The 21,842-nt window shown below is 75.2% G+C and carries 20 protein-coding genes; 10 read left to right on the top strand and 10 right to left on the bottom strand.

Annotated elements, in window-relative coordinates; all coding sequences use genetic code 11:
• Window positions 1-248 precede the first annotated feature (248 nt).
• From ACFV6D_RS29730 to ACFV6D_RS29715, 4 genes are all read right to left on the bottom strand, one after another.
• On the bottom strand, window positions 249-1,523 hold the full coding sequence (locus ACFV6D_RS29730; protein WP_380425763.1) for a non-ribosomal peptide synthetase: 1,275 nt from the start codon (window positions 1,521-1,523) through the stop codon (window positions 249-251).
• A 74-nt stretch (window positions 1,524-1,597) separates the two neighbouring features.
• Window positions 1,598-2,890 carry an MFS transporter gene (locus tag ACFV6D_RS29725; protein ID WP_380425761.1) on the bottom strand — a complete coding sequence of 431 codons (1,293 nt, stop codon included), beginning with the start codon at window positions 2,888-2,890 and terminating at the stop codon, window positions 1,598-1,600.
• A gap of 389 nt (window positions 2,891-3,279) precedes the next feature.
• Window positions 3,280-4,368 carry a PP2C family protein-serine/threonine phosphatase gene (locus tag ACFV6D_RS29720; RefSeq protein ID WP_063350747.1) on the bottom strand — a complete coding sequence of 363 codons (1,089 nt, stop codon included), beginning with the start codon at window positions 4,366-4,368 and terminating at the stop codon, window positions 3,280-3,282.
• Between the two features lie 230 nt (window positions 4,369-4,598).
• Window positions 4,599-5,252 (bottom strand): maleylpyruvate isomerase family mycothiol-dependent enzyme, encoded by a 654-nt coding sequence (locus tag ACFV6D_RS29715; protein ID WP_380425759.1) that lies wholly within the window; start codon window positions 5,250-5,252, stop codon window positions 4,599-4,601.
• A gap of 71 nt (window positions 5,253-5,323) precedes the next feature.
• Between ACFV6D_RS29715 and ACFV6D_RS29710 the strand changes: the two genes are divergently transcribed.
• On the top strand, window positions 5,324-6,286 hold the full coding sequence (locus tag ACFV6D_RS29710) for a LysR family transcriptional regulator (protein ID WP_380344746.1): 963 nt from the start codon (window positions 5,324-5,326) through the stop codon (window positions 6,284-6,286).
• A gap of 87 nt (window positions 6,287-6,373) precedes the next feature.
• Here the strand turns inward: ACFV6D_RS29710 and ACFV6D_RS29705 are convergent, their stop codons facing one another.
• A complete protein-coding gene (locus ACFV6D_RS29705) occupies window positions 6,374-7,519 on the bottom strand; it encodes an erythromycin esterase family protein (RefSeq protein ID WP_380425757.1) in 1,146 nt (381 codons plus the stop codon).
• A gap of 90 nt (window positions 7,520-7,609) precedes the next feature.
• Between ACFV6D_RS29705 and ACFV6D_RS29700 the strand changes: the two genes are divergently transcribed.
• Together ACFV6D_RS29700 and ACFV6D_RS29695 are read left to right on the top strand one after the other, a co-directional pair.
• Window positions 7,610-7,807, top strand: coding sequence for a MerR family DNA-binding transcriptional regulator (locus ACFV6D_RS29700; RefSeq protein WP_380425783.1), 198 nt, complete (start codon window positions 7,610-7,612; stop codon window positions 7,805-7,807).
• On the top strand, window positions 7,732-8,367 hold the full coding sequence (locus tag ACFV6D_RS29695; RefSeq protein WP_380425755.1) for a TioE family transcriptional regulator: 636 nt from the start codon (window positions 7,732-7,734) through the stop codon (window positions 8,365-8,367). Before ACFV6D_RS29700 ends, ACFV6D_RS29695 begins: the two co-directional genes overlap by 76 nt.
• 38 nt (window positions 8,368-8,405) lie before the next feature.
• Here the strand turns inward: ACFV6D_RS29695 and ACFV6D_RS29690 are convergent, their stop codons facing one another.
• Together ACFV6D_RS29690 and ACFV6D_RS29685 are read right to left on the bottom strand one after the other, a co-directional pair.
• Window positions 8,406-9,287 (bottom strand): BTAD domain-containing putative transcriptional regulator, encoded by an 882-nt coding sequence (locus ACFV6D_RS29690; RefSeq protein ID WP_380377546.1) that lies wholly within the window; start codon window positions 9,285-9,287, stop codon window positions 8,406-8,408.
• 235 nt (window positions 9,288-9,522) lie between these two features.
• Window positions 9,523-10,176: a ScbR family autoregulator-binding transcription factor gene (locus tag ACFV6D_RS29685; RefSeq protein WP_380425752.1), complete on the bottom strand. Its 654-nt coding sequence runs from the start codon at window positions 10,174-10,176 to the stop codon at window positions 9,523-9,525.
• Between the two features lie 461 nt (window positions 10,177-10,637).
• On the opposite strand from ACFV6D_RS29685, the gene ACFV6D_RS29680 reads away from it, so the two are divergent.
• The 3 genes from ACFV6D_RS29680 (at window position 10,638) to ACFV6D_RS29670 (ending at window position 13,335) form a co-directional block, all read left to right on the top strand.
• A complete protein-coding gene (locus tag ACFV6D_RS29680; protein WP_380425750.1) occupies window positions 10,638-11,642 on the top strand; it encodes a ScbA/BarX family gamma-butyrolactone biosynthesis protein in 1,005 nt (334 codons plus the stop codon).
• Between the two features lie 341 nt (window positions 11,643-11,983).
• Complete coding sequence (locus ACFV6D_RS29675) at window positions 11,984-12,514, top strand: DUF5959 family protein (RefSeq protein WP_380480815.1); 531 nt, start codon at window positions 11,984-11,986, stop codon at window positions 12,512-12,514.
• Between the two features lie 155 nt (window positions 12,515-12,669).
• Window positions 12,670-13,335: a response regulator transcription factor gene (locus tag ACFV6D_RS29670; protein WP_380561808.1), complete on the top strand. Its 666-nt coding sequence runs from the start codon at window positions 12,670-12,672 to the stop codon at window positions 13,333-13,335.
• 44 nt (window positions 13,336-13,379) lie between these two features.
• On the opposite strand, the gene ACFV6D_RS29665 is transcribed toward ACFV6D_RS29670, so the two are convergent.
• From ACFV6D_RS29665 to ACFV6D_RS29655, 3 genes are all read right to left on the bottom strand, one after another.
• On the bottom strand, window positions 13,380-14,690 hold the full coding sequence (locus ACFV6D_RS29665; protein WP_380561806.1) for a sensor histidine kinase: 1,311 nt from the start codon (window positions 14,688-14,690) through the stop codon (window positions 13,380-13,382).
• Between the two features lie 106 nt (window positions 14,691-14,796).
• A complete protein-coding gene (locus ACFV6D_RS29660; protein WP_380561804.1) occupies window positions 14,797-16,185 on the bottom strand; it encodes an FtsX-like permease family protein in 1,389 nt (462 codons plus the stop codon).
• On the bottom strand, window positions 16,182-16,952 hold the full coding sequence (locus ACFV6D_RS29655) for an ABC transporter ATP-binding protein (protein WP_380480961.1): 771 nt from the start codon (window positions 16,950-16,952) through the stop codon (window positions 16,182-16,184). The genes ACFV6D_RS29660 and ACFV6D_RS29655 overlap by 4 nt, the downstream gene beginning before the upstream one ends.
• Before the next feature lie 277 nt (window positions 16,953-17,229).
• Here ACFV6D_RS29655 and ACFV6D_RS29650 point away from each other — a divergent pair, with 277 nt between their 5' ends.
• The 4 genes from ACFV6D_RS29650 (at window position 17,230) to ACFV6D_RS29635 (ending at window position 21,719) form a co-directional block, all read left to right on the top strand.
• Window positions 17,230-19,389: a serine/threonine-protein kinase gene (locus ACFV6D_RS29650; RefSeq protein WP_380561802.1), complete on the top strand. Its 2,160-nt coding sequence runs from the start codon at window positions 17,230-17,232 to the stop codon at window positions 19,387-19,389.
• 179 nt (window positions 19,390-19,568) lie between these two features.
• A complete protein-coding gene (locus ACFV6D_RS29645) occupies window positions 19,569-20,108 on the top strand; it encodes a hypothetical protein (protein WP_380491648.1) in 540 nt (179 codons plus the stop codon).
• A gap of 104 nt (window positions 20,109-20,212) precedes the next feature.
• On the top strand, window positions 20,213-21,112 hold the full coding sequence (locus ACFV6D_RS29640) for a ketopantoate reductase family protein (protein WP_380561800.1): 900 nt from the start codon (window positions 20,213-20,215) through the stop codon (window positions 21,110-21,112).
• 205 nt (window positions 21,113-21,317) lie between these two features.
• Window positions 21,318-21,719, top strand: a complete 402-nt coding sequence (locus ACFV6D_RS29635; RefSeq protein WP_063350735.1) for a hypothetical protein — start codon at window positions 21,318-21,320, stop codon at window positions 21,717-21,719.
• Window positions 21,720-21,842: the final 123 nt, after the last annotated feature.

Raw genomic sequence — 21,842 nt, 5'->3', positions numbered from 1 at the left:
GACGGGGCGGGCGTGGATGGCCCGGCCCTGGTTCCGGGCGCGCCGGGGTGGTGGCACGGCCCGGCGGTCGGTGTGGGGATTCGGTGGCGGCTTCGGTCCGGGGCGGGTCAGGCGTCCGGGGCGGGCGTCCTGATGCGGACGTCCGGTGCGGGTCCGGTACGGCTTCGGGTCGGGTCCGGGGCGGCTTCGGGTCGGGGCCGGATCAGGTGTCCGGATCAGGCGTCCGACGCGGGGTCGGGCCGGACGGGTCAGGCCGTCCGCAGGTGGCGGCGCAGCGTGGCGAGCAGGTCGTCGAAGGCGGCGGTGGCGGCGTCCTCGGGGAACCGCTCGCGGTCCCAGGCGAGGCGCACCAGCAGGTCGTCGCCCTGCGAGGCGGCGACCGCGAACGGCGCGGCGAGCGGCCGCCCGGCCAGGTGGATCTCCCGGCCGGGCACGCCGCCGAACACCAGCGGCGGGCGGCGGTGCAGGTCCTCCAGGGTGAGCATGCCGTCCAGGGCGCCCGTCCACGGGGCGCCGGCGGTGCGGGCGGCCCGGACCACCTCGTCGAACGGGGTGTCGGCGTGGTCGAGGTCGTCCCACCAGGCGTCGGCGAGGTCCTCCAGGGCGGTGGCCGCGCCGGGTACGGCGGGGTGCACCAGGGTGTTGAGGAAGCAGCCGAGCGCGGCGGGCGCGCCGGGCGGGCGGCCGCCCCACGGGTAGCCGAGGGCGAGCTGCCCGTCGGTCCGGTGCAGCCGGTGGGCGGCGGCCGCGGTGGCGTCCAGCAGGGCGGGGAAGAAGGCGGTGCGGGCGGCCCCCTCGGCGGCGGGCAGCCGGTGGCTGAGCATGCCGGTGGAGCCGGCCGCTCCCCCGCCCGTCCCGGTGACGCCGCCGAGCCGGCGGCCCCAGTGGGCCTGTGCGGCGGGGCCGCCGGCGGCGTCCTCGGCGGCCAGTTGCCGTTCGACGGCCTCCCGGTAGGCCGCCAGGGCGTCCTGGTCGGGGGCGGCGACGGCCTCCTGGGCGTGGTCGTCCCGGGCGTAGGCGTCGGTGAGGTCGGCGGTCAGGATGCCGAGCGACTGCTCGTCGCAGGCCGCGTGGTCCACCGCGAGGGCGAGCAGCTCCTCCTCGCCGTCCGGCTCCCGGGCCACCAGCAGGCGCAGCGCGGGCCCGTCGGCGGGCCAGTCCAGCAGGGCCTCGCGCAGGGCGGACGCGGCGGTGCCGCCGGGCGGGACGGCGATCCGGGCGGCCTCGGCCGAGGGGGCGCCGACCCGCAGGACGGGCGTGCCGCGCACCGTCCCGAAGCCACCGCACAGCGCCGGGTGCCGGGCGGCGGTAGCGGCGGCGGCGCGGGCCAGTCGGGGCAGGTCGAGGGTGCCGCCCGGGTAGGCGTGGAACAGCGGGACGACCTCGGGCCGGCCCTGCGGCGCGAGCCTGCGGGTGATCAGGAAGCGCCGCTGGGCGCCGGTGAGCGGGAGCAGGTCCATCGGGGAGTCGGCGGCGGCGGAACGGTACCGGGCGAGGTAGGCGGCGGTGATGCTGGCGTGCACGGAACGGTCTCCGGTTTCCGGTCTCGGTTCGGTTCGGACGTCAGGCGGCTGGGCTCGTCGGGCGGCCGGGTGCGTCAGGCGGCGGGGCTCGCGACGGGCTCCTCCCCGGCCGTGGCGGCGGTGTCGGCCGGGAGGTCCCGCAGCCGGCGCAGCGGCGACAGCAGCAGCGGCACCGGGACGAGCAGGAAGCCCGCCGCGCACAGCCACAGCGCGGCGCGCGGTCCGGCCGCGTCGGCGACGGTGCCGCCGACGAGCGCGCCGATCGGCAGCGTGCCCCAGACCAGGAAGCGCATGGTGGCGTTCATCCGGCCGAGCAGCTCCGGCGGGCACAGGCTCTGCCGGAAGCTCACCTGGGCGACGTTGTAGGCCACCGCGCCGAACAGCACCACCGCCGAGGCGATCCCGAACAGCACCACGCCCGCGCCCCGGCCGGACAGCGGCCACAGCAGCGCGAACGGCGCCGTCACCACGGTGGCGAGCCAGATCAGCCGGGCCTGGCCGAGCCACGCCGCCAGCCGCCCCGCGCACAGCGCCCCGGCCAGGCCGCCGACGGCGGAGGCCGACAGCAGCAGGCCGATGGCGCCCGGCGCCAGGTCGAGCACCCGCACCCAGAACACCGTCTGCACGGCCGCCAGCACGGCGGCGAACAGGTTGGACACGGCGGTCGCGGTGGCGATCGCCCGCAGCAGGGGGTGTCCGAGCACGAAGCGCACGCCCTCGGCGACCTCGGCGCGCAGCGACCGTCCGGTCGCCGGCTCCGGTTGGGGCTCCTCGACCCGGATCCGGGCGAGCAGCAGGGCGGAGGCGAGGTAGCCGACGGCGTCGGCCACGATGGCGAGCGACGCGCCGAGCAGCTGGACCAGGCCGCCGCCGAGCCCGGGCCCGACGATCTGCGCCGAGGAGCGGACCGTCTCGATCGCGCCGTTGCCCCCGACCAGTTGCTCGCGCGGCAGGACGGACGGCAGGAAGGACTGGTGGGCGACGTCGAAGAAGACCGTCGCCACCCCGGTGACCAGCGCCACCAGGTAGAGCTGGGCCATGGTCAGCACGCCGAGCGCGGCGGCCGGCGGGATCGACCCGACGGCGAGGCAGCGCACCACGTCGGCGCGGATCAGCACCGGAAGCTTGCGCATCCGGTCCAGCCAGGCGCCGGCCGGCAGGCCGACCAGCAGGAACGCGGCGGTCTCGGCGGCGGTCAGCAGGCCGACCTCGAAGGGTGTGGCATCGAGCACCACCACTGCCACCAACGGGAGCGCGACCAGGGTCACCTGACTGCCCGTCTGGGCCGTCGCGGCTCCGGTGAGCAGGAGTCGGAAGTCGCGGTGGCCGAGCAGTCGGTCGCGGCGGGGGCTTGGCGTCTCGTTCATCAGTGCGACTTTCGGTCACCACTTCGCTACTGGGCAAGCATCGCGTCCGTTTCCGGACGAACCACGGGTCGGCCTGATCGCGCCACTCCCGCGGCCCGCCCTTACGGCCCCCATACGGCCGAACACGCTCCCGCCGGGACGTCCGCGCAGGCCGCCGACCAGGGGCGGACCACTCGCGCGGCCACCCGGCACACCGCGGGCCCCGCACGTCCAATTCGCCGTCCGCTATGCGGGCATTCGCATTCCGGCCACCGGACGCCGTCACTCAACTTGGCTGGATCATGCGAAACACTGACTGTCCGTCACCTGATCGTGATATCGGCCGCGCCGCGGGAGGCCGTGGGAAGAAGCACCCGCGCCGCCGGACGGGCCGGACCGGGCCCCGCCGCTCAGTCCGCCTCCCGGCAGGTCACCGCCAGCACCGCCATGTCGTCGTCCCGCGGCCCGCCCGTCCACCGCTCCACGTCCGCCACCAGCGCGTCGACGGCCTCCTGGGGGCCGTCGAACGGGCCGAGCGGGCCCAGGGCGAGCAGCGGATCGTAGAACTCCCCGGCCGCGTCCCGGGCCTCCGTCACCCCGTCGGTCACCAGCAGCAGCGTGCACCCCGGCGGGAACGGCCGGGTCTGCGGCACCGGCCGGGCCACGCCCAGCGAGCCCATCCCGAGCGGCAGCCCCGGGTCGGCGGCGTCCAACCGGCGCACCGCGTCCGGGCCGCCCAGGAGGTACGGCCCCGGGTGCCCGCAGTCGAGCGTGCGCACGACGTCCTCACCCGGCGGGAACTCGACCAGCAGTGCCGTGATGAACCCCTCCAGCCGCACCTCCTCGGCCAGCAGCGCGCTCTCCCGGGCGAGCGCCCGCTCCAACCCGTCGGCCAGCGCCGCGAGGTCCGGCGCGCGGTGGGCGTCCTCCCGGAACGCGCCGAGCAGCACCGACACCGCGCCGACCGCCTGCAGCCCCTTGCCCCGTACGTCCGCGATCAGCACCCGTACGCCGTACGGGGTCGCCTGCAGCGCGTACGCGTCGCCGCCGATCAGTGCCTCGGTCTGCGCCGCCCGGTAGCAGGCGGCGACCGACAGCCGGCCCACCCGCGCGGGCGGCTCGGGCAGCACCGCCCGCTGGGCGGCCTCGGCCACCGACCGCACCTGCGCCAGCCGCTCCCCGTGCCGGGCGACGACGCGGTTGACCCAGACGCCGAGCAGCGCGGCGAAGGCCGTGTTCACCAGCTCCAGGTAGCCGTCCTGGGTGCCGATCGAGCCGTCCCGCACGGCCAGCACGAGGATGCCGGTCACATTGGCGACGCCCACCGCGAGGGTGTCCCGCAAGGTCAGCAGCGCGCCGGTCAGGACGGCGGCGGCCGCCAGGAGCGGGTCGCCCCAGTAGTCGGTGGGATCCAGGGAGTTCCAGACGAGCCCGCCGACGATCAGCAACCACGGCGCGAACCGCACGTACGGCGGCCACTGCTCGGACCTCGGGGCCATCGGAGACCTTGCTTCCCGTCTCACCGCCTATCCGGAATATGCGATTCCGATCCTAGCCACCCCTGCTCACCCCCGCGCGCCCCCGGCTGCGCCGCGGGGAGCGAAGCGCGCGGCGGCGCCTCGCGGGGTCGGGAGCCGGGGTCGGGGGCCGTGGGTCAGCCTGGCGACCTGCTTCGGTACCTGCACGGCGCTCTCGCCGACGGCCGGACACCCGAGAGCGGCCGCGCCCGCTACCCGTCCAGGGTGAACCGCCCCGCGCCCGGGCCGGTGACCAGGCCGGGCGGCAGGCGGCGCCCGTAGGCGAGCAGCAGGAGGTGTTCGGCCCGGCCCTCCACCACGGCCGGGCCCTCGCCGTACGCCCAGCCGGTGTCCGTGGCCCGCAGGTGGACGCCGTCGAGTCGGGCACCGAAGAAGCGCAGGCTGCGGCGGGAGACGGTGGCGAGCAGGGCGGTGACCCGAGGCAGCGGGAGGCGCGAGGGCAGGCCGAGCGCGGTGGTGATGTCGAGGCCGTGGACGACGTCGTGGCCGAGGGCGGCGATCCGGCCGCCGACCGGGGGGCACCAGGGGTGTTCGGCGTGGTCGGCGAGGGCGGCGGCGAGTTGGCGGTCGGTGAGGGCGGCGGCGTCGCGGCGGGCCACCCGGTCGGTCATCCGGTGGAGGGAGCCGCCGGCCCGCATGAGGTCCGCGAGGTTGCGGGCCGTGGAGTAGCGAAAGCCGGTGCTCATGTGGGCGGCGACCTCGCGGACGCGCCAACCGGCGCACAGCGACGGGGAGTTCCACTGGTCCCGGGTAAAGGTGGTGAACACCCCGGCGAGTTCCCGGCGTTCGGCCGCGATCTGTTCGCGGACCCAGTCGACGCCCTGGTCGTGCTGCACGGTTTCCATGCCTCCAGCCTGCGGCCGGGGCCCTCCGTACGTCCAAGACCGGGGAGTTCTTCCACCTATCATCAGAAGTTATGGAACTCCGGCAGCTCCAGTACTTCGTCACCGTGGCCCAGCAGGGCAGCTTCACCCGCGCCGCCGAGCTGCTGCACCTCACCCAGCCCGGGGTGAGCGCCCAGATCCGGCAGCTGGAGAAGGAGTTGGGCCACCGGCTGCTGGACCGCAGCGGGCGCGGCGTCCGGCTCACCCCGGTCGGCGAGGCGGTGCTCCCGCACGCGCGGGCGGCGCTCGCCTCCGCCGCGGCGGCGCGGCAGACGGCGCAGGACTTCGGCGGGCTGCGGCGCGGGCACGTCCGGCTCGGGCTGGTCTCCGGGGCAGCCCTGGGCCCTGTCCCGCCGGCCGGGGCGGACGACCTCCCCGGACTCGCCACCACGCTCGCCGCGTTCCGCCGCGACCACCCGGGCATCGACCTCTCGCTGGCCGAGGACGGTACCGCGCGGATGCTCGGCGCGCTGCGCGAGGGGCACTTGGACCTCGCCGTGATCGGCCTGCCCACCGCCGCCAGCGGACGGGACGACGACGACGGCTGGCGGACGCTGGCCGGGCTCGCCCTGCACACCGTGCTGGAAGCCCCGCTGGTCGCCGCCTTCACCGGGCACCACCCGCTGGCCGGCGGACCGGACGGCCCCCTGCCGGTCGCCGCGCTGGCCGGGCACGCCCTGGTGAGCACCCCGCGCGGCACCGGCCTGCGGACGGCGCTGGAGCAGGCCCTGGCCGCGGCCGGGGCGCGCCCCACGGTCGCGGTCGAGGCGGCCGCCCCGCCGCAGCTGGCCGAACTCGCCGCGCACGGGCTGGGCGTGGCCGTGCTGCCGGATCCGCCGCCCGCCGCCGGGCTGCGGATCCGGCCGCTCACCGACCCCGTCCCGCTGGTGCGGATCGCGCTGGCCTGGCCGACCGGCCGCCCCATCGCGCCGCCCACGGCCGCGCTCCTGGGCCACTTGCGGACGTCCTATCCGGGCCCGGGGGCCCGTACCTGACGCTGCCGGGGGTCCGTCCTCCGCAGGCCGCCGTGTCAGCGCGACGGCGGTGGTGACGTCACGTCAGAGCGTGGCGGCGGTGCCCCGTCAGGACGCGGCGGCGGCGGTGCCGTCGCCGATGTGCAGAATCGCGTCGGCCCCATCGAGGACAGCCCGGTCGAGCGGGAAGTAGCCCTGATCAGGCGTGGTGTCGGTGCGCGTCCGGCCGCCGGCGGCCGCACCGGGCTCGACCAGTCCCCAGGTGGCGGCCCCGCGCTGGAGCGCGCCCTCGTGGGTGTCCGGCTCGGGCTCCTGGAGCCCGACGGCCGCGCTGCGCCCCAGGCTGCCGGGGACGAAGGTGTACGGCTCGTCCAGGGAGTTCAGGATGGCGCCGGCGCCGCTCCAGGCCAGGTTCATGTCCGCCAGCCGCATGGTGCTCGGCTGCCGTTGCAGGTGGAGGTTGTGGGCGAAGACGAGGGTTCCCCCTCGGCGGGCCTCGCCGCTGCGGATGTCGAGGAGGTTCTGGGCCATGAGCACGTCCCGGGTGCCGAGGAGGCCGGACAGCCGGGCGCCCGGCTCCAGGCGCTCGGCCGACTGCCGGTGGTAGCGGAGCAGGCCGAGGCCGGCGGTGAGGTGCGTCCTGGCCCTGCGCCACTCGGCGCGCGAGGTCGCCGCGACCAGTTCCGGGGCCCGCGCGTACAGCAGGGTGAGCAGGTCGTCGGCGATCGTCCGCAGCTTCTCCGCCTCGGCGGAGGCGCCGGGCGACATCTCCGGGTCCAGGACCGCCTCGGGGCGGCTCCAGCGCTGGTCGTCGCCGATCAGGCCGGCGAGGTCGAGGTCGAGCCCGAGGTAGTCGCGGGCGTGTTCGAGATAGCGCCGCGGGCTGGGTGCGCTGGTGTTCTCCGTCTGCGCGTCGAAGCCGTGGAAGGCCAGACGGTCCGCCGGCGGCCGGCTCCGGTTGTACTCGCGCATCCAGGCGACCAGCCGCCGGTTGCCGTCCAGCTCTCCGAAGCCGTGGGAGAAGCCCTCGCCCATCACCGAGTCGAGGGTGCCCACCCCCTCCTGGACGAAGTCGTTCACGGCGAGCGCGGCCACCCGGTCGGTTTCGAGGGCGATCGACCGGAATCCCCGGTCGACCAGCTGGGCGAACAGCTCGTTGCGGATCCGCGCGAAGGCCGGTTCCCGGTGGGTGGGTTCACCGAGCGCCAGCAGTGCGCACGACGAAGGGACGAGGTCTCGCAAGTCCTGACTCATGGTCCTCAAGCGTATCCTTGAAAGAACGGTTGAGACTTTTCCTGCTCCGGCCGCCCGATCCTCCGCTGAAGCCTCAAACCGGTGACCATCATGCGCCCCTCCGACCTCGCCCGCGGGCACGGCCTCTCGGCCCAGGCCGTACGCAACTACGAGCGGGACGGCTTCCTCCCGCCCGCCGAACGCACCGCCAGCGGCACCGGATCTACACCGAGGTGCACGCGGCCGCGCTCGACGCCTACCGCTCCCTCGTCGCGGCGTACGGCCACGCGACCGGCGGCCGGATCATGACCGCGCTCCACCGGGGCGGGCTCGACGACGCCCTGACGGCCATCGACCGCGGGCACGGCCAACTGCTCCGCGACCGGGACACCCTGGACGCGGTGCGGAAGGCCGTGCACCACCTTGCGGCGCGGCCCGACGCGGCGCGGGACATTGCGGCGGATCTTGCGGCGGGCCCGTCGGCGGAGCCCGCGGTGGACGGTGCCGTCCTGAGCATCGGCGAACTCGCCCACCGGCTCGGCGTCACCCCGGCGACCGTGCGCAACTGGGAGGGCGCGGGCATCCTCGCCCCCGCCCGGGACCAAGCCACCGGACACCGCGTCTTCCGCGCCGACGACATCCGCGACGCCGAACTCGCCCACCTGCTCCGGCGCGGCGGCTACCCGCTGGACCACATCGCCACCGTGCTCCGACAGGTGCGGACGGCCGGCGGCACGGCCTCCCTGGCCGACGCCCTCGACGGCTGGCAGCGCAGGCTCACCGCCCAGGGCCTGGCCATGCTCGACGCGGCCGCCCGGCTCGGCCACTACCTCGGCCTGACCGGCCGCCCCCGGCCGGAGCAGATCTAGGGTCTTCGTCAGCGATGCGGCGGGCCGCCGCCGTGGGCTCAGCCGACGCGGGTGAGCCGGGTGGTGCGGGGCGGGGTCCGGTCGGCGGGGGTGGCGGGGCCGGCGGGGGTGGCGGGGCCGGCGGCGCGGTCGGGCTCGGGGCGATCGGGGTTGGCGAGCAGGATGGAGCGCTGGAGCCGTCGCAGTCCGGCCGAGGGTTCCATGCCCAACTCCCGTACCAGGGTGTTGCGCAGGCGCTGGTATGCCTCCAGGGCCTCGCCCCGTCGGCCGGAGCGGTGCAGGGCGATCATGTACTGGCCGTGCAGGCTCTCGTGGGTGCGGTAGCGGTCGACCAGGACGGTGAGTTCGGCGAGCAGGACGCGGTGGCGGCCCAGCCGCAGGTCGGCCTCGATCCGCTGGTCCAGGGCGCAGAGCCGGGTCTCCTCCAACCGCTTGGCCTCGACGGCGAGTTGACCGCCGAGCGGGATGTCGGCGAAGGCCGGACCGCGCCACAGACCGAGCGCCTCGCCCAACTGGCGGGCGGCGAGCGGGAAGTCGCCGCCGTCCATGGCCCGGTAGCCGAGGCCCGCGAGGCGGTCGAACTCCTGGAGGTCGACCAGTCCGCCGCCGCTGTCGAGCCGGTAGCCGCCGGGCGAGGTCACCAGGACGTCCTTGGCTCCGCACGCTCCCCCGGCGTCATCGCGGTGGGCGAGCGCCCGGTCGATGAGGTCGCGCAGTTGGAGGACGTAGGTCTGGACGGTGGTGCGCGCGCTGCGCGGCGGATGGCCGGACCACAGTTCCTCGGCGAGGACGCCCGCCGAGATGACCTGGTCGGCGCGCAGGGCCAGCAGGGCGAGCACTTGCCGTGGCTTCGGCGCCGAGGGCACCACCGACACCCCGCACACCTGGACCCCCAAGGCCCCTAACACCCGGATCTCCATGACGTCCACCCCAATCCAGACGGATCGGCGACCCCGACGGCCACCGGCCGGCCGGTGCTACGGCTACCGCACAGCCGAGCACCGGGTGCTCATCCAAAAACAGGACGGACGGTTTGTCAATACAAAACCGAACGAGCTGTTTGTTTTTGAACGGACAATCGAGCTCCGGACTGCTTCGACCAACCGGAATGACCGCCGCCGCGAGCGCCGCCGCGTCAACCCCGGACGCACACTCTCAGGCCCCGCCCGCACGGGCCGCCGCCAGCTCGGCCACCACCCGCTCACCACGGTCCGAGCCCAGGTCCAGCGTGGCCAGCACCCCGGGGACGGTGATGCTCGGCATCACGTGCCGGTACAGCACGGCCACCCGGCGCTCCAGATCCGCCCGGCCGGACATCTTCTGGGACTGGATCTGCACACCCGTCCAGGCACCCGTCACCAGCCACGCCGTCTCGGCCGGCAGCACGTGCGGCAGCAGTTCGCCCCGCTCGCCGGCCGCCGTCAGCACCGCCCCCAGCCGGGCGATCCAGCCGGGGATCGCGCCGCCGCCGAGGTCGCCGAACACGTCCTGGCCGAGCGAGAGCCGCGCGCCCGCGCTCAGCAGCGGGTCACGCGGCATGAGATGCGCGACGACCATCCCCAGGTCGACGAACTCCTGGAGCTTGCAATGCCGTTCGGGGATCTCGTCCCGACCGAACTGCTCCTCCACGACGCCCTGCGCGAGCTCCCGCTTCGACGCGAAGTGGAAGTACACCGCGCCCCGGGTCACACCCGCGCGGGCGACCACCTCGCCGATCGTCGCACCCTCGTACCCGTGCTCGTCGAAGACCGAGGCCGCCGCCTCCAGGATCAGCCGACGCGTCCGGATCGCCCGCTCCTGCCGCACCACCGCAACCACCCCGCCTGAACCGCTCGACAAACAAAACCAAACACCCTGTATCTTACCCGCCGGTCAACCGGCGATCCCTCCTCCCCAGGTCGCATGCACCCGCCTTCGAGCGAAGGAAAACCGCGTGGACGGCACAGGGCGGAAAAGCGACCGCCACCCTTCCCCCAGCCGACAGAGCCGGAATCCGGCTCCCCACTTCTGGCCGCATCCCACCGAAAACGGCCCGCTGTGATAATGCACCTGTCATCCCACTTTTGGGGATTCCTTTGCAGGCCAGGCGGCATCCACCCCAGGCTCGGTCCACCCGGACGGCCGTCACACGGCACCTGGAGCGACCACCCGACCACGCTCGGCCGCCAACGAACCTTCGTTCGGGCTCCTTGAAAACCAAACCGGAAGGTACGTATCTTACGAGCCCTGAGCAGCCCACCCCGCCCGCCACGGCCTTCCGGAGCGCTCCCATGACCCTGCTTGCCTACCGCGCCCCCGCCATCTCCCGCGCCGCCGGCGCGGACCACGGCACCACCCCCGGCCACACCGCCGGGCCGTCCGTGCCGACCGGACCGGCACCGCGCCTGACCAGCACCGTTGCCAAGGAGTACGTCCACCGGGCCTGCCACGCCGAGGTCTTCCTCACCGGCAGCGAGCAGCTGAACGAGACGACCTTCGCCGTCACCGCGCAGTGGCCGCGCGCCCATACCTTCTTCACCACCCCCGACGGAACCCGGCACGACCCGATCCAGACCGCTGAAACGATCCGCCAAGCCGGGCTCTACCTCGCGCACACCCGGTTCGGCGTCCCGCTCGACCACAAGTTCATGATGTGGAACCTCGACTACACCACCCGCCCCCGCCAACTGCTCATCGGCGCGGCGCCCACCGACCTCAGCATCGAGGCCAGACTCGTCCCGCAGCCGCGCCGGAGCGGCACCACCATCGACTTCACCCTCAGCGCCGTCATCCGACGCGGCGCCCACCTCGCCGCCACCGGACACACCCGGTTCACCACCGTGCCGGACTCCACCTACCGGCGGCTACGCGGGGCCCGCCGCGAGGCCGACCCGGCGCCCGCCGTCTCCGGCGAGCCGCTGGCCCCGGGCCGAGTGGGCCGGATCCGCCCCTGCGACGTCGTCCTGACCCCGGCCGACGCACCCGGGACCTGGCACCTCACCCCCGATCCCTGGCACCCGATCCTCTTCGACCACGCCAACGACCACGTCCCCGGCATGGTCCTGCTGGAGGCCGCCCGCCAGGCCACCAACGCGCTCGTCTCACCGGCCACCGTCATCCCCGCCTCCGCCGCGACCACCTACCACCGGTACGCCGAGCACGACGCCGCCACCACGATCACCGCCCGGCACACCCCCGGTGACGACCCGGACGCCCTCACCACCACCGTCACCGGCCACCAGAACGGCGAGCCGATCTTCACCACCGTCCTGACCGGCCACGCCGACCAGCGGTGACCGGCACTGCCGGGCGCTGACGGGCGCTGACCGGCACTCACAGGCCCCCGTCGACCCGCGCCGGCCCCGACCAGTTCCGACCAGCGCGGACCAGCCCTGACCAGCACGGACCGCCGGCCGCCCACCGCCCCACCCGGCCCCGGGGGGGGGGCGCCGGGGGGGGGGGGGGGGGGGCGGGCGCGGGGCGCCGCCCCCCCCCCCCGCCCCCGCCCCCCGCCCCCCCGCCGGGGGGGCGGGGCCCCGTCGGCACGTCGGAGACGAACCCCTCCCACGGACTGGCACCGGACGAACACCTGCGCGAGGATGTCAGCCCTTGGATTCGCAGTGACCGGGAGTACACCGTGCGTGAAGTCGCTTCGCACCAGAACGAGTTGATCAGACTGACGGACCGCCCCGGCACCGACGACGCCACCGGGCATGAGGGGCGCACCGGTGGCCGGAGCGTACGGGTGCGGGTGCTGGGGCGACACGCACCGGGCTCCCTGCTCGGCCACGACTGGCTGGACTGCGAGATCACCGTCACCGCCGACTCGGCCCGCGGGCAGTTCGTCACGCTGGTGACGGAGCGTCAGCTCCAGCAGTGGGAAACCGCCCTGGAACGGTTGGCGCGGCGCGAGGCAGTGCGCTGGCTGGACGAGGAGCACGGCCCGGAGCTGCGGATCGAGCCGGGGCGGCCCGGCGGCCTCTGGGTGACCGTCTCCGACGCCGAGGACTCCGGAGTCACCCTCCGGGTCGTCCTGTCCCCCGCCCCCGGCTGGCTGGACGAGCAGCGCGCCCTGCTCAAACTCGTCCGGGACGCCTACCCGTTCGAGGTGGTCGAGGTCGCCCCCGGCATCCACGCCTGGCGTGGGCAGCAGGGGAACAGCAACTGACGGATTGTCAGGATCCTTTTGATGACAGGGCCGACGCCCGGCGCAGCGAGCGGCCGGGCAGGGCAGGGCGAGCGGCAGCATGACCGGTCCGGTGGCGGTGGTGTGCCGGTGCCGGTGGCGGTGGCGGTGGCCCGGCCGCCACCGATAATGGCGACATGATCGAGAAGCAGCTCCGCGTCGTCCTCGCCGAGGACTCGGTGATCCTCCGGGACGGCATGGTCGAACTCCTCACCGCGCGCGGGTGCGCCGTGGTCGCCACCGCCGGAACGGCCCCCGAACTCGTCGCCGCCGTCGCCGAGCACCGGCCCGATGTGGCCGTGGTCGACATCCGGATGCCGCCCAGCCACGCCGACGAGGGCATCCGCGCCGCCGTCGAGCTCCGCTCCACCTCGCCCGGGGTCGGCATCCTGGTCTTCTCCCAGCACGTCGAGACCGCCTGGGCGGCCCGGCTGCTCGCAGGTGGCGCCGCCGGCGTCGGCTATCTGCTCAAGGAACGCGTGGCCCGCACCTCGGAGTTCGTGGACGCGCTGCAGCGGGTCGCGGCCGGCGGCACGGCGCTCGACCCGGAGATCGTCAACGGCCTGATGCACGGCGGGCGGCGCAGCCGCGTCGACGCGCTCACCCCGCGCGAACGGGAGGTGCTGGAGCTGATGGCGCAGGGTCACTCCAACCGCTCGATCGCCGGGCTGCTCGTGGTCTCGGAGCGGGCGGTGGAGAAGCACGTCGCCGCCGTCTTCGCCAAGTTCGACCTGCCGGCGACCGAAGCCGACAACCGGCGGGTGAAAGCCGTCCTCACCTACCTCTCCGAGAACGGCGGCTGAGCCGGGAGCAGCGGTTCCGTGGACGGCCCCGCCGCGGGCACCCGTCACAGGCTGCTCGGCAGTTCGGCGGTGACAGTCGTCGGCCCGCCCGGCGGGCTGTCCACCCGCAGCACCCCGTCCACCGCCGCGAGCCGCTCGGCCAGGCCCGCCAGGCCCGAACCGGAGCCCGAACCTGAGCCTCTGCCGGAGCCCCCGCCCGGAGCGGCGCCCCCGCGGCCGTCGTCGCGCACCGTCAGCCGCACCCGCCCGTCGGCTGCGCTGGCCGTGAGCTCCGCCGCCGCCGCGCCGCTGTGCTTGGCGACGTTGGTCAGCAACTCTGCCGCGCAGAAGTAGACGGCCTGCTCGATCGCCGCGTCCGGCCGCTCCCTCAGATCCAGCCGGACCGTGACCGGCACCGGCGCGGTGGCGGTGAGCCCGGGCAGCGCCTGGGCGAGGCCGCCGTCCAGCGCCACCGGGTGGATGCCCCGGGTGAGCCGGCGCAGTTCCGCGATGGTGTCGTCGGTCTGCCGGCGAGCCCGGTCGACCAGGGTGCGCAGGCGCTCGGCCTCCGGAGTGCCGGGCGGGCCGGTCGGCCCGGTCGGCTCGGGCTGGGCGACGCCAACGGCCTCGCCGGTGACCTCGCTGAGGGCGTCGTCGGCCAGCGAGAGCGTGATGGCGAGCGCGACCAGTTGCGCCTGCGTCCCGTCGTGCAGATCGCGTTCGAGACGGCGCAACCGGTCGGTGTTCTCGGCGAGCAGGGTGGCCCGGGCGGTCTCCAACTCGCGCACCCGCTCCTGCGACCGCACCGGGCCGAGCAGCAGCCGGGCGAGGCCCCGATTGGCCGCGCTCACCGCCCGCAGCGCCGCCGGCACCACCGCCAGTACGGCGAGCCCGACCGGGGCCCCGGCCACGTCCGGCCAGCCGACCGGCCTCGGCCCGGACTCCAGCAGGCGCACCCACAGCGGGAAGCCGACCAACCAGACGCAGCTGAGCGGCAATCCGACCGCGACCAGGAAGCTGAGCACCCCCAATGGCAGCCGCAGCAGCAGGTAGAGCAGTGCCCGCCAGGCCACCGGGTCGGTCAGCACCGCCCGGCCCCGGGCGATCGCCCCGGACGGCCGGGGCAGCGCCCCCGGGGCCGGCACCGGCTCGCCGAGCAGCCGCCCGACCAGTCGCCGGTGCAGCCCGCCCAACCCGCGCGCCCCAGCCAGGGCGGCCACCACGAACGGCAGCCCGAGCACGGTGAGCGAGAGCAACGCCCCGGCATAGAGCATGGCCACGGCGTAGACCCCGCCGAGCACGCCGATGGGCAGCCCGAGCAGCGCGAAGGCCAATTCGCCACCGCACACCGACAGATACCGCCGACGCTCAGCCACCGTCCACCTCACCACTCCCACTCACCGCACTCACCGCCTCGACAACACACCCAGGCGGCTTCGACCCGACCCCGCCGCACCTGGCGAAGGGCCCGCTCACCCCCGCTCACCCCCGCTCACCGCCGACCGCCTCGACCGCGCGCCCCCGGATCGCCCGCAGGCCGGTGCCCAGGATCCCCGGTACCGTCAGCGCCGCCGCGCCCGCCACCACCCAGCCGCACGCAGCGCCGGGCACCACCGGCAGCACCGACCCCGTCACCGCCCGGGCGAACGCCCCCGTGGCGACGGCCGCCACCGCCGCACCCAGCAGCACGCCGACCGCCGTGGTGAGGGCCGCCTCGACGGACAGCATCCGCAGCAGTTGCCGCCTGGTCGCGCCGACCAGGCGCAGTAGCGCGAACTCGCGCCACCGGTCGGCCGTCAGGGCGACCAGCGTGTTGACGGTGGAGACGGCTGAGAAGCAGACCAGCATCCCCAGTTCCGCCTCGCGCAGCCAGACGTCCGTCGCCTTGGTGACGCTGGTCGTGGCGCCGGTCGTACGGACCACGTGCTCGGCGGTGCTCGTCATGATCAACATGGTGCCCGACAGCCCGACCAGGAGCGCGACCGGCACCACGGCCGAGGAGAGCCGGGCCGCGTAGCCGCGCAGGTTGGCGTCGGCGAGCCAGCCCGCCCCGGGGGCCAGCACCCGTACCGGCGCGCCGAGCACGGCGGCCACGGCCCGTGCGGCGAGTGGCCCGAGCAGCGCGAGGGCGATCAGCAGCACCAGCGAGCCGAGCATGGTCGCCTGCCCCGCCTTGTCCAGTTCGCCGGCCCCTCTGGTGGCGGCGAGCCGCAGCAGCAGCACCCCGCCCGCCAGGACGGCCAGCCCGGCCAGCACCCGCAGCACGCCCGCCCGCCGCTGGCCCGAGGTGTCGGCGGTCAGCGCGGCGGCCGGGGTGAGCCGGGTGATCCGTCGGGCGGCGAGGGCGGTGGCGGCCAGGCCGACCAGCAGCGCCACCGCCAGTGCGACCAGCATCGGCACCGGCGTCCCGGGGATCCGCAGGCCGGGCGCGGCCAGCCCGCGCCGTTGGAGCGCGGCGAGGAAGCCCCGGGCGGCGAGGGTGCCCGCCGCGCCGCCGGGCACGGCTATCAGCAGGATGGTCGCCGCGACCTGGGCCCGCACCAGCCGACGCACCTGACGGGGTGTCGCGGCGACCGTCCGCAGCAGGGCGAGGTCGCGGTGCTGCTGACGGAGGGTGAAGCCGAGCGCGTTGACCACGACGAACAGCGCGACCAGGACGGCGATCTCACCGAACGCCCCCGCGATCAGCAGCAGGCCCGGCCCGGCCACCGCCCGGCGGGCCACCGCGGCGGGGGCCGTGGCCTGGGCGGCGACCAGCGAGCCGAACAGCGTCACCGTCGCCACCGCCAGGAACAGCGCCACCGCCAGCCCGGCGAAGGAGGCCGGTCGGCGCCGGATCTGGCCGGCCGCCAGGGAGAGGACGGGGCTCATCGTGCTCCCCCGCCCAGCCGGCTCAGCCGCTCGCCGACCTGTGCGGCGGTCGGCCGGTCGAGCTCGTCCACCATCAGCCCGTCGGCCAGCAGCAGCACGCGGTCCGCGTAGCCGGCGGCCACCGGATCGTGGGTGACCATCACACACGTCCGCCCGTCCAGGTCCACACCGGAACGCAGCAGGTCGAGGACGTCGTGCCCGGTCGCCCGGTCGAGCGCGCCGGTCGGCTCGTCCGCGAACAGCACGGCCGGCCGCGCGACCAGCGCCCGGGCGATCGCCACCCGCTGCTGCTGGCCGCCGGACAGCTGCCCGGGCCGGTGCCGCTCCCGCCCGGACAGGCCGACCCTGGCGAGCGCCTCCCGCACCTGCGCCCGGTCCGGCCGCGCCCCCGCGAGCCGCCCGGGAAGTTCGACGTTCTGCGCGACGGTCATCGCGGGCATCAGGTTGAACGCCTGGAACACGAACCCCACCCTGGTGCGGCGCAGCTGCGCGAGCCGCCGCTCGGGCAGCCGGGACACCTCCGTCCCACCCCAGCGGACGATGCCCCGGGTGGGGCGGTCCATCCCCGCGAGGCAGTGCAGCAGCGTCGTCTTGCCGGAACCCGAGGGCCCCATCACCGCCGTGAACGTCCCCGGCGCGAAGGCCACGGACACCCCCCGCAGCGCCCGGACGGCGGCCGCGCCCCGCCCGTACTCCCGGTGCAGCCCGTCCCCGGTCAGGGCCGCGCCCGCCACCTCACCGCTCGCCGCCACGGCGGCTGTCGTCATCCCGTTCATGCCCTCCATCCTGGACATGAACGGCCGCACAATCGATTGGGCTGGCCCCCCAATTCGGGGTTCGGAAAACCGAACCCCGCAGGTGGTCCTACCTCCGGACCCAGGACACGTACGTCGGGTCGAGGCCGTCCCGGTCCCCTCCCACCTCAGTGCCATCGAGGTCGAGGTCGCGGTCGACCGACCCGAGCCACTGTCACGGCGCCCGCCGGTGCGGTACTAGGCTGGCCCCCGTTTGACCGGGGGACGGATGTCTGAGGACGGGGGTCACGTGACCTTGCTGGAGAACGATCCGCGCGAGATCGGCGGGTACCGGCTGGAGGGCCGGATCGGTGCGGGCGGCATGGGCGTCGTGTACCGCGCGCGGTCGCTGTCCGGGCGGCAGGTGGCACTCAAGGTGATCCGCCCCGAGCTCGCCGGGGACGAAGAGTTCCGGGCCCGGTTCCGGCACGAGGTCGAGGCCGCCCGCCGGGTGAGCGGGGCGTTCACCGCGCCCGTCGTCGACGCGGACCCCGACGCCCCGTCGCCCTGGCTGGCCACCCTGTACGTCCCGGGCCCTTCGCTGGCCGAACGGATCGCCCGGCAGGGCCCGTTGAGCCCGCCGGAGGTACGGCGGCTGGCGACGGGCCTCGCGGAGGCGCTGCGGGACATCCATCGCGCCGGGCTGGTGCACCGGGACCTCAAGCCCGGCAACGTCCTGCTCGCCGAGGACGGCCCCCGCGTGATCGACTTCGGCATCGCCCGCGCCCTGGACGGCACCCAGCTCACCAGCACCGGAGTCGCCGTCGGCACACCGCCGTTCATGGCGCCGGAGCAGTTCCGGCACGGCGACACCAGCCCGGCCACCGACGTGTTCGCGCTCGGTTCGGTACTGGCCTTCGCGGGCACCGGGCGCGGTCCGTTCGGCTCGGACTCCTCGCACGCGGTGGGCTTCCGGGTCGTCTACGAGGAGCCGGCCCTCGCCGGGCTGGCGGCGGAGCTGCTCCCGATGGTCGCGGCCTGCCTCGCCAAGGAGCCGGCGCGACGGCCCACCCTGGAGACGTTGCTGACGTGGTCCGTCGCGGGCGTGGAGCCTCCCCCGGCCGCGCCCGACACCCGGCCCGCGACCGTGTGGGAGCGGCCCGCCGTGCCGCCCGTTCCGACCGAGCCGGACGTCCGCTCGGCACCCCTCGCGCCCGCCTTCCCCCCGCCCGCCTTCCCCCCGCCCGCCGGGCCCCCCGTCATACCGGCACCGACCGGCCCCGCCGTCCCCCGGCCCCGCCGCCGGACGGCCGCGCTCGTCGTCGCGGTCGCCGTCGTGTTGGCCGCGGCCGGCGGCACGGCCGTCCTGCTACGGCAGAAGGAGAAGGACAACGGCGGTGCCGGTGCCCTGCCCCCGGCCGCCTCGGCGCCGTCCACTCCCGGCCAATCAGGCCACTCAGGCCAGTCAGGCCCGCCCGACTGCCCCTCGGCCCGCGCTGTCGTGGGCGGAGACGGCCCGTTGGAGACCGTCATGAGCCGTTGGACGGCCGACTACCACCAGGCGTGCCCCACCGCGAACGTGACCGCCACCGACGTGAGCGGCACCGCCGGCCAGCAGTTCGTCGCCGGCCAGGTCGACGCCGTCACCCTCGACGACGCACCCCTCGGCGACGAGGCCGCCGACCTCGGCAAGCGGTGCACGGCCGCCCGGCCCGCCCAACTCCCGCTCGCCGCCCTGCCGATCGCCGTCGTCTACAACGTCCCCGGGCTCGACTCGCTGGTACTGGACGCCCCGACGGTGGCCCGGATCTTCAACAGCCAGATCACCAGCTGGCGGGACCCTGCGATCGCCACGCTCAACCCCGGCCGGGTGCTGCCCGACACGGCCATCACCGCGGTCCACCCGTCGGGCGTGTCGCCGATCACGCTCGGCTTCACCCGCTACCTCGCCAAGGCCGCGCCCGCCGCCTGGCCGTACCCGACGGTCGCCCACTCCTGGCCCGCCCAGGCGATGGGCGGTCTGACGGTCGGTGACCTCGGCGCCGTCCACCCGACGGTGGCCGGCAAGTCCGGCACGATCGCCTTCCTTCCGCTCAAGGACGCCGACGGGTTGCGGACCGCCAAACTGTCCGCCGGCTCCGGCCCGGTGGCCGCCACCACCGAGGCCGCCACCGCTGCCCTGGTCGGCGCCAAGGTCACCGGCACGGGCGCCGACCTGACAGTCGACGTCGACTACGCGAACCCCGGCTCCGGCGCGTACCCGCTCGTCCAGGTCGGCTACGCGGTGTTCTGCGGCACCGACGCACCGGACAACCTCGGCAACCACCCGACCCGGGCAGTGGCAGGCCTGCTCTCCCACGCGGTGAGCGCCGCCGGCCAGCCGGCCGCGACGCAGTCGGGCTACGCCGCGCTGCCGCCCGCCCTCGCCCGTCAGGTCACCGACGCGCTGAACGGCCTGACGGCCCGCTGACCCGGCAATGGTGGGCGGTGGGCCCGCCGGCCTCCCGCCCGGCGAGTCGGTGCCGCCGCTCACCGGCCGCGACGCCCGACGGCAGGACGCGGCTCGGGCCACCGCCGCGGTACGCCCGCGAGCCGAGCCTCACCCGCCCCGGGCCCCGCGCCGCCCATCCGACGAGGGATCATGAACGGGTGACCATCGACCTGCTGCCCGGCCACGGCGTCCGCCTGCCTGCGCCGCTGCCCGAACTGCGCTTCGGCCTCACCGAGGCGACGGTCCGCCGCCTGCTGGCCCCGCACCGCGAGGCGCTCCCGGGCGGTGTACACCCCACCTTCGTCTGCGGCTCCAACTGGGCGCTGCACTTCACCCTGCCCGGGGTCGGCGTCACCCTCTGCTCGGGCCAGGGCGAGCACCTCCGGGCCGTCTTCCTGTCGCGCTGCCCGGTGGAGCCGGTGGAGGGTACGGCCGCCTGCCCGGTCGGCCTCCACGGCATCGACGTCTTCGGCTGGCCGGCCCACGAGGTGGTCGAGGCGCTGCGCGCCGAAGGCCTGCCCGTCCCCGACCCCGTCCACGGCAACGTCCGGTACGACACGCTGCGCCTCAGCCGAAACACCCCCGTGCGCTGGACCCCGGCCGGCGGGCGGAAGCCGCGCCACGAACCGCCGTTCACCTTCGGCCTCGTCTCCCTCTCCTCCTCGGCCCCCGCCGCCCCGGACGAGGCGGCGCCATGACCGGGCCGCCGGGCCGTGGCACCCACCGGCCGGTTCCTCGGGGCCGGTTCGTCGGGCCGTTCCTCGGAAACCCACCACCCCTCACCCCCTCACCAGGAGTCGACATGACCACCACCCCCGCGACCACTCCCTCGACCATCGCCGTCCTCGGACCTGGCGGCGTCGGCGGCCTGATCGGCGGCCTGCTCGCGCGCGCCGGGCACCGGGTGATCTGCCTGGCCGGCGAGGAGACCGCCGCCGTCCTCAACCGGGACGGACTGCACGTCCGCAGTGGGCAGTTCGGCGATTTCACCGCCCGGGTCGAAGCCTCCACCGAACTGCGCGAGCCGGTCGACGCCGCGTTCGTGACCGTCAAGGCGACGGCGCTGGCCGACGCGCTCGACCGGATGCCGCCGCAGGCCCTCGGCTCCGCCGTCGTGGTACCGCTGCTCAACGGAATCGACCACGTCGCGGCGCTGCGCGAGCGCTACCCGGCCGGGCAGGTCGCGGCCGGCACGATCCGGGTCGAGGCCACTCGGACCGCGCCCGGGCTGATCGAGCACACCAGCCCCTTCGCGGTGCTCGAACTGGCCGGACCGGTAGCGGACTTGGCCGATCGGCTGCGGCGCGCCGGCCTCGATGTCACGCTGCGCGAGGACGAGACCGCGATGCTCTGGAGCAAGCTCTCCTTCCTCGCCCCGTTCGCGCTGCTCACCACCCGCCACCGCAGCGAGGTCGGCGTCGTGCGCACCGAGCACCGGTCCGAACTGCTCACCGTCCTCGACGAGATCGCGGCCGTCTCCGGCGCGGCGGGCGCCCCGGCGGACGCACAGGCACTGCTCACCGCCTTCGACCGGGTGCCCGGGTCGATGAAGTCCTCGATGCAGCGCGACGTGGAGGCCGGCCGTCCGATCGAACTGGACGCCATCGGCGGCGCCGTCCTGCGGGCCGCCGCCGCGCACGGGGTCGACACCCCGACCCTCGCCGGACTGGTGCGCGACCTGTCCGAACCGGCCAACCGGTAGCACCCGCAGCCGACTTCACGTCATGAGGCAGGGCCTCTGACGTGAAGTCGGTGACATCGGCGAATTCGGCGAATTCGAGCCCGGAATCTGATGTTCCATCAACTCCCGTTCCTGGCCGACAGTAAAGGTTCACCCATGATTCACCCGATCGGGCGGAACCACGAGTGGGCGATCAGGCGTTGTTGCCGGCGGGAGGGATACAGACATGACAAGGAAACCGTACCGACTGGCCGCCGCCGCACTCGCGCTGCTCGCCACCGCTCCACTACTCAGCGCGTGCAAGGACGTCGACCAGGCACTCGACTGCGGCAAACAGGCCGTCAGCATCACCGGCGACATCCAGGACCTCGCCTCATCGGCCATCAACGTCGGCCAACTCACCGACCAGGAGCGCCGCAAGCACACCGCCGACGCCCTGAAGAAGGTCGGCGACGACATCAAGAAGCTCCGCGACCACAACAGCGGGGACAAGCTCGACAAGGCCACCGACAAGCTGAACAAGGCCGTCTCCAGCGCCCAGGACAACGTCTCCAAGGGCAAGATGCCCGACATCGGGGCGATCACCGACGCCGCCGGCGACGTGACCAGCGCCTGCGCCGGGTCCTGAGCCACCTACCGCACCGCCCGCGCCCCGCCCCCCCCCCCCCGGGGGGGGGGGGCCCCCCCGGCCCCCCCCCCCCGGGGCCCCCCCCCCCGCCCCCCCCCCCCGGGGGGGCGGGACCCCCGGGGC

Source organism: Kitasatospora sp. NPDC059812 (genome assembly GCF_042732075.1).
In the GTDB taxonomy this organism is placed as follows: Bacteria; Actinomycetota; Actinomycetes; order Streptomycetales; family Streptomycetaceae; genus Kitasatospora.
The sequence above is the reverse complement of the archived record's forward strand: the minus strand, read 5'-3'. Positions and strand labels throughout refer to the sequence as shown.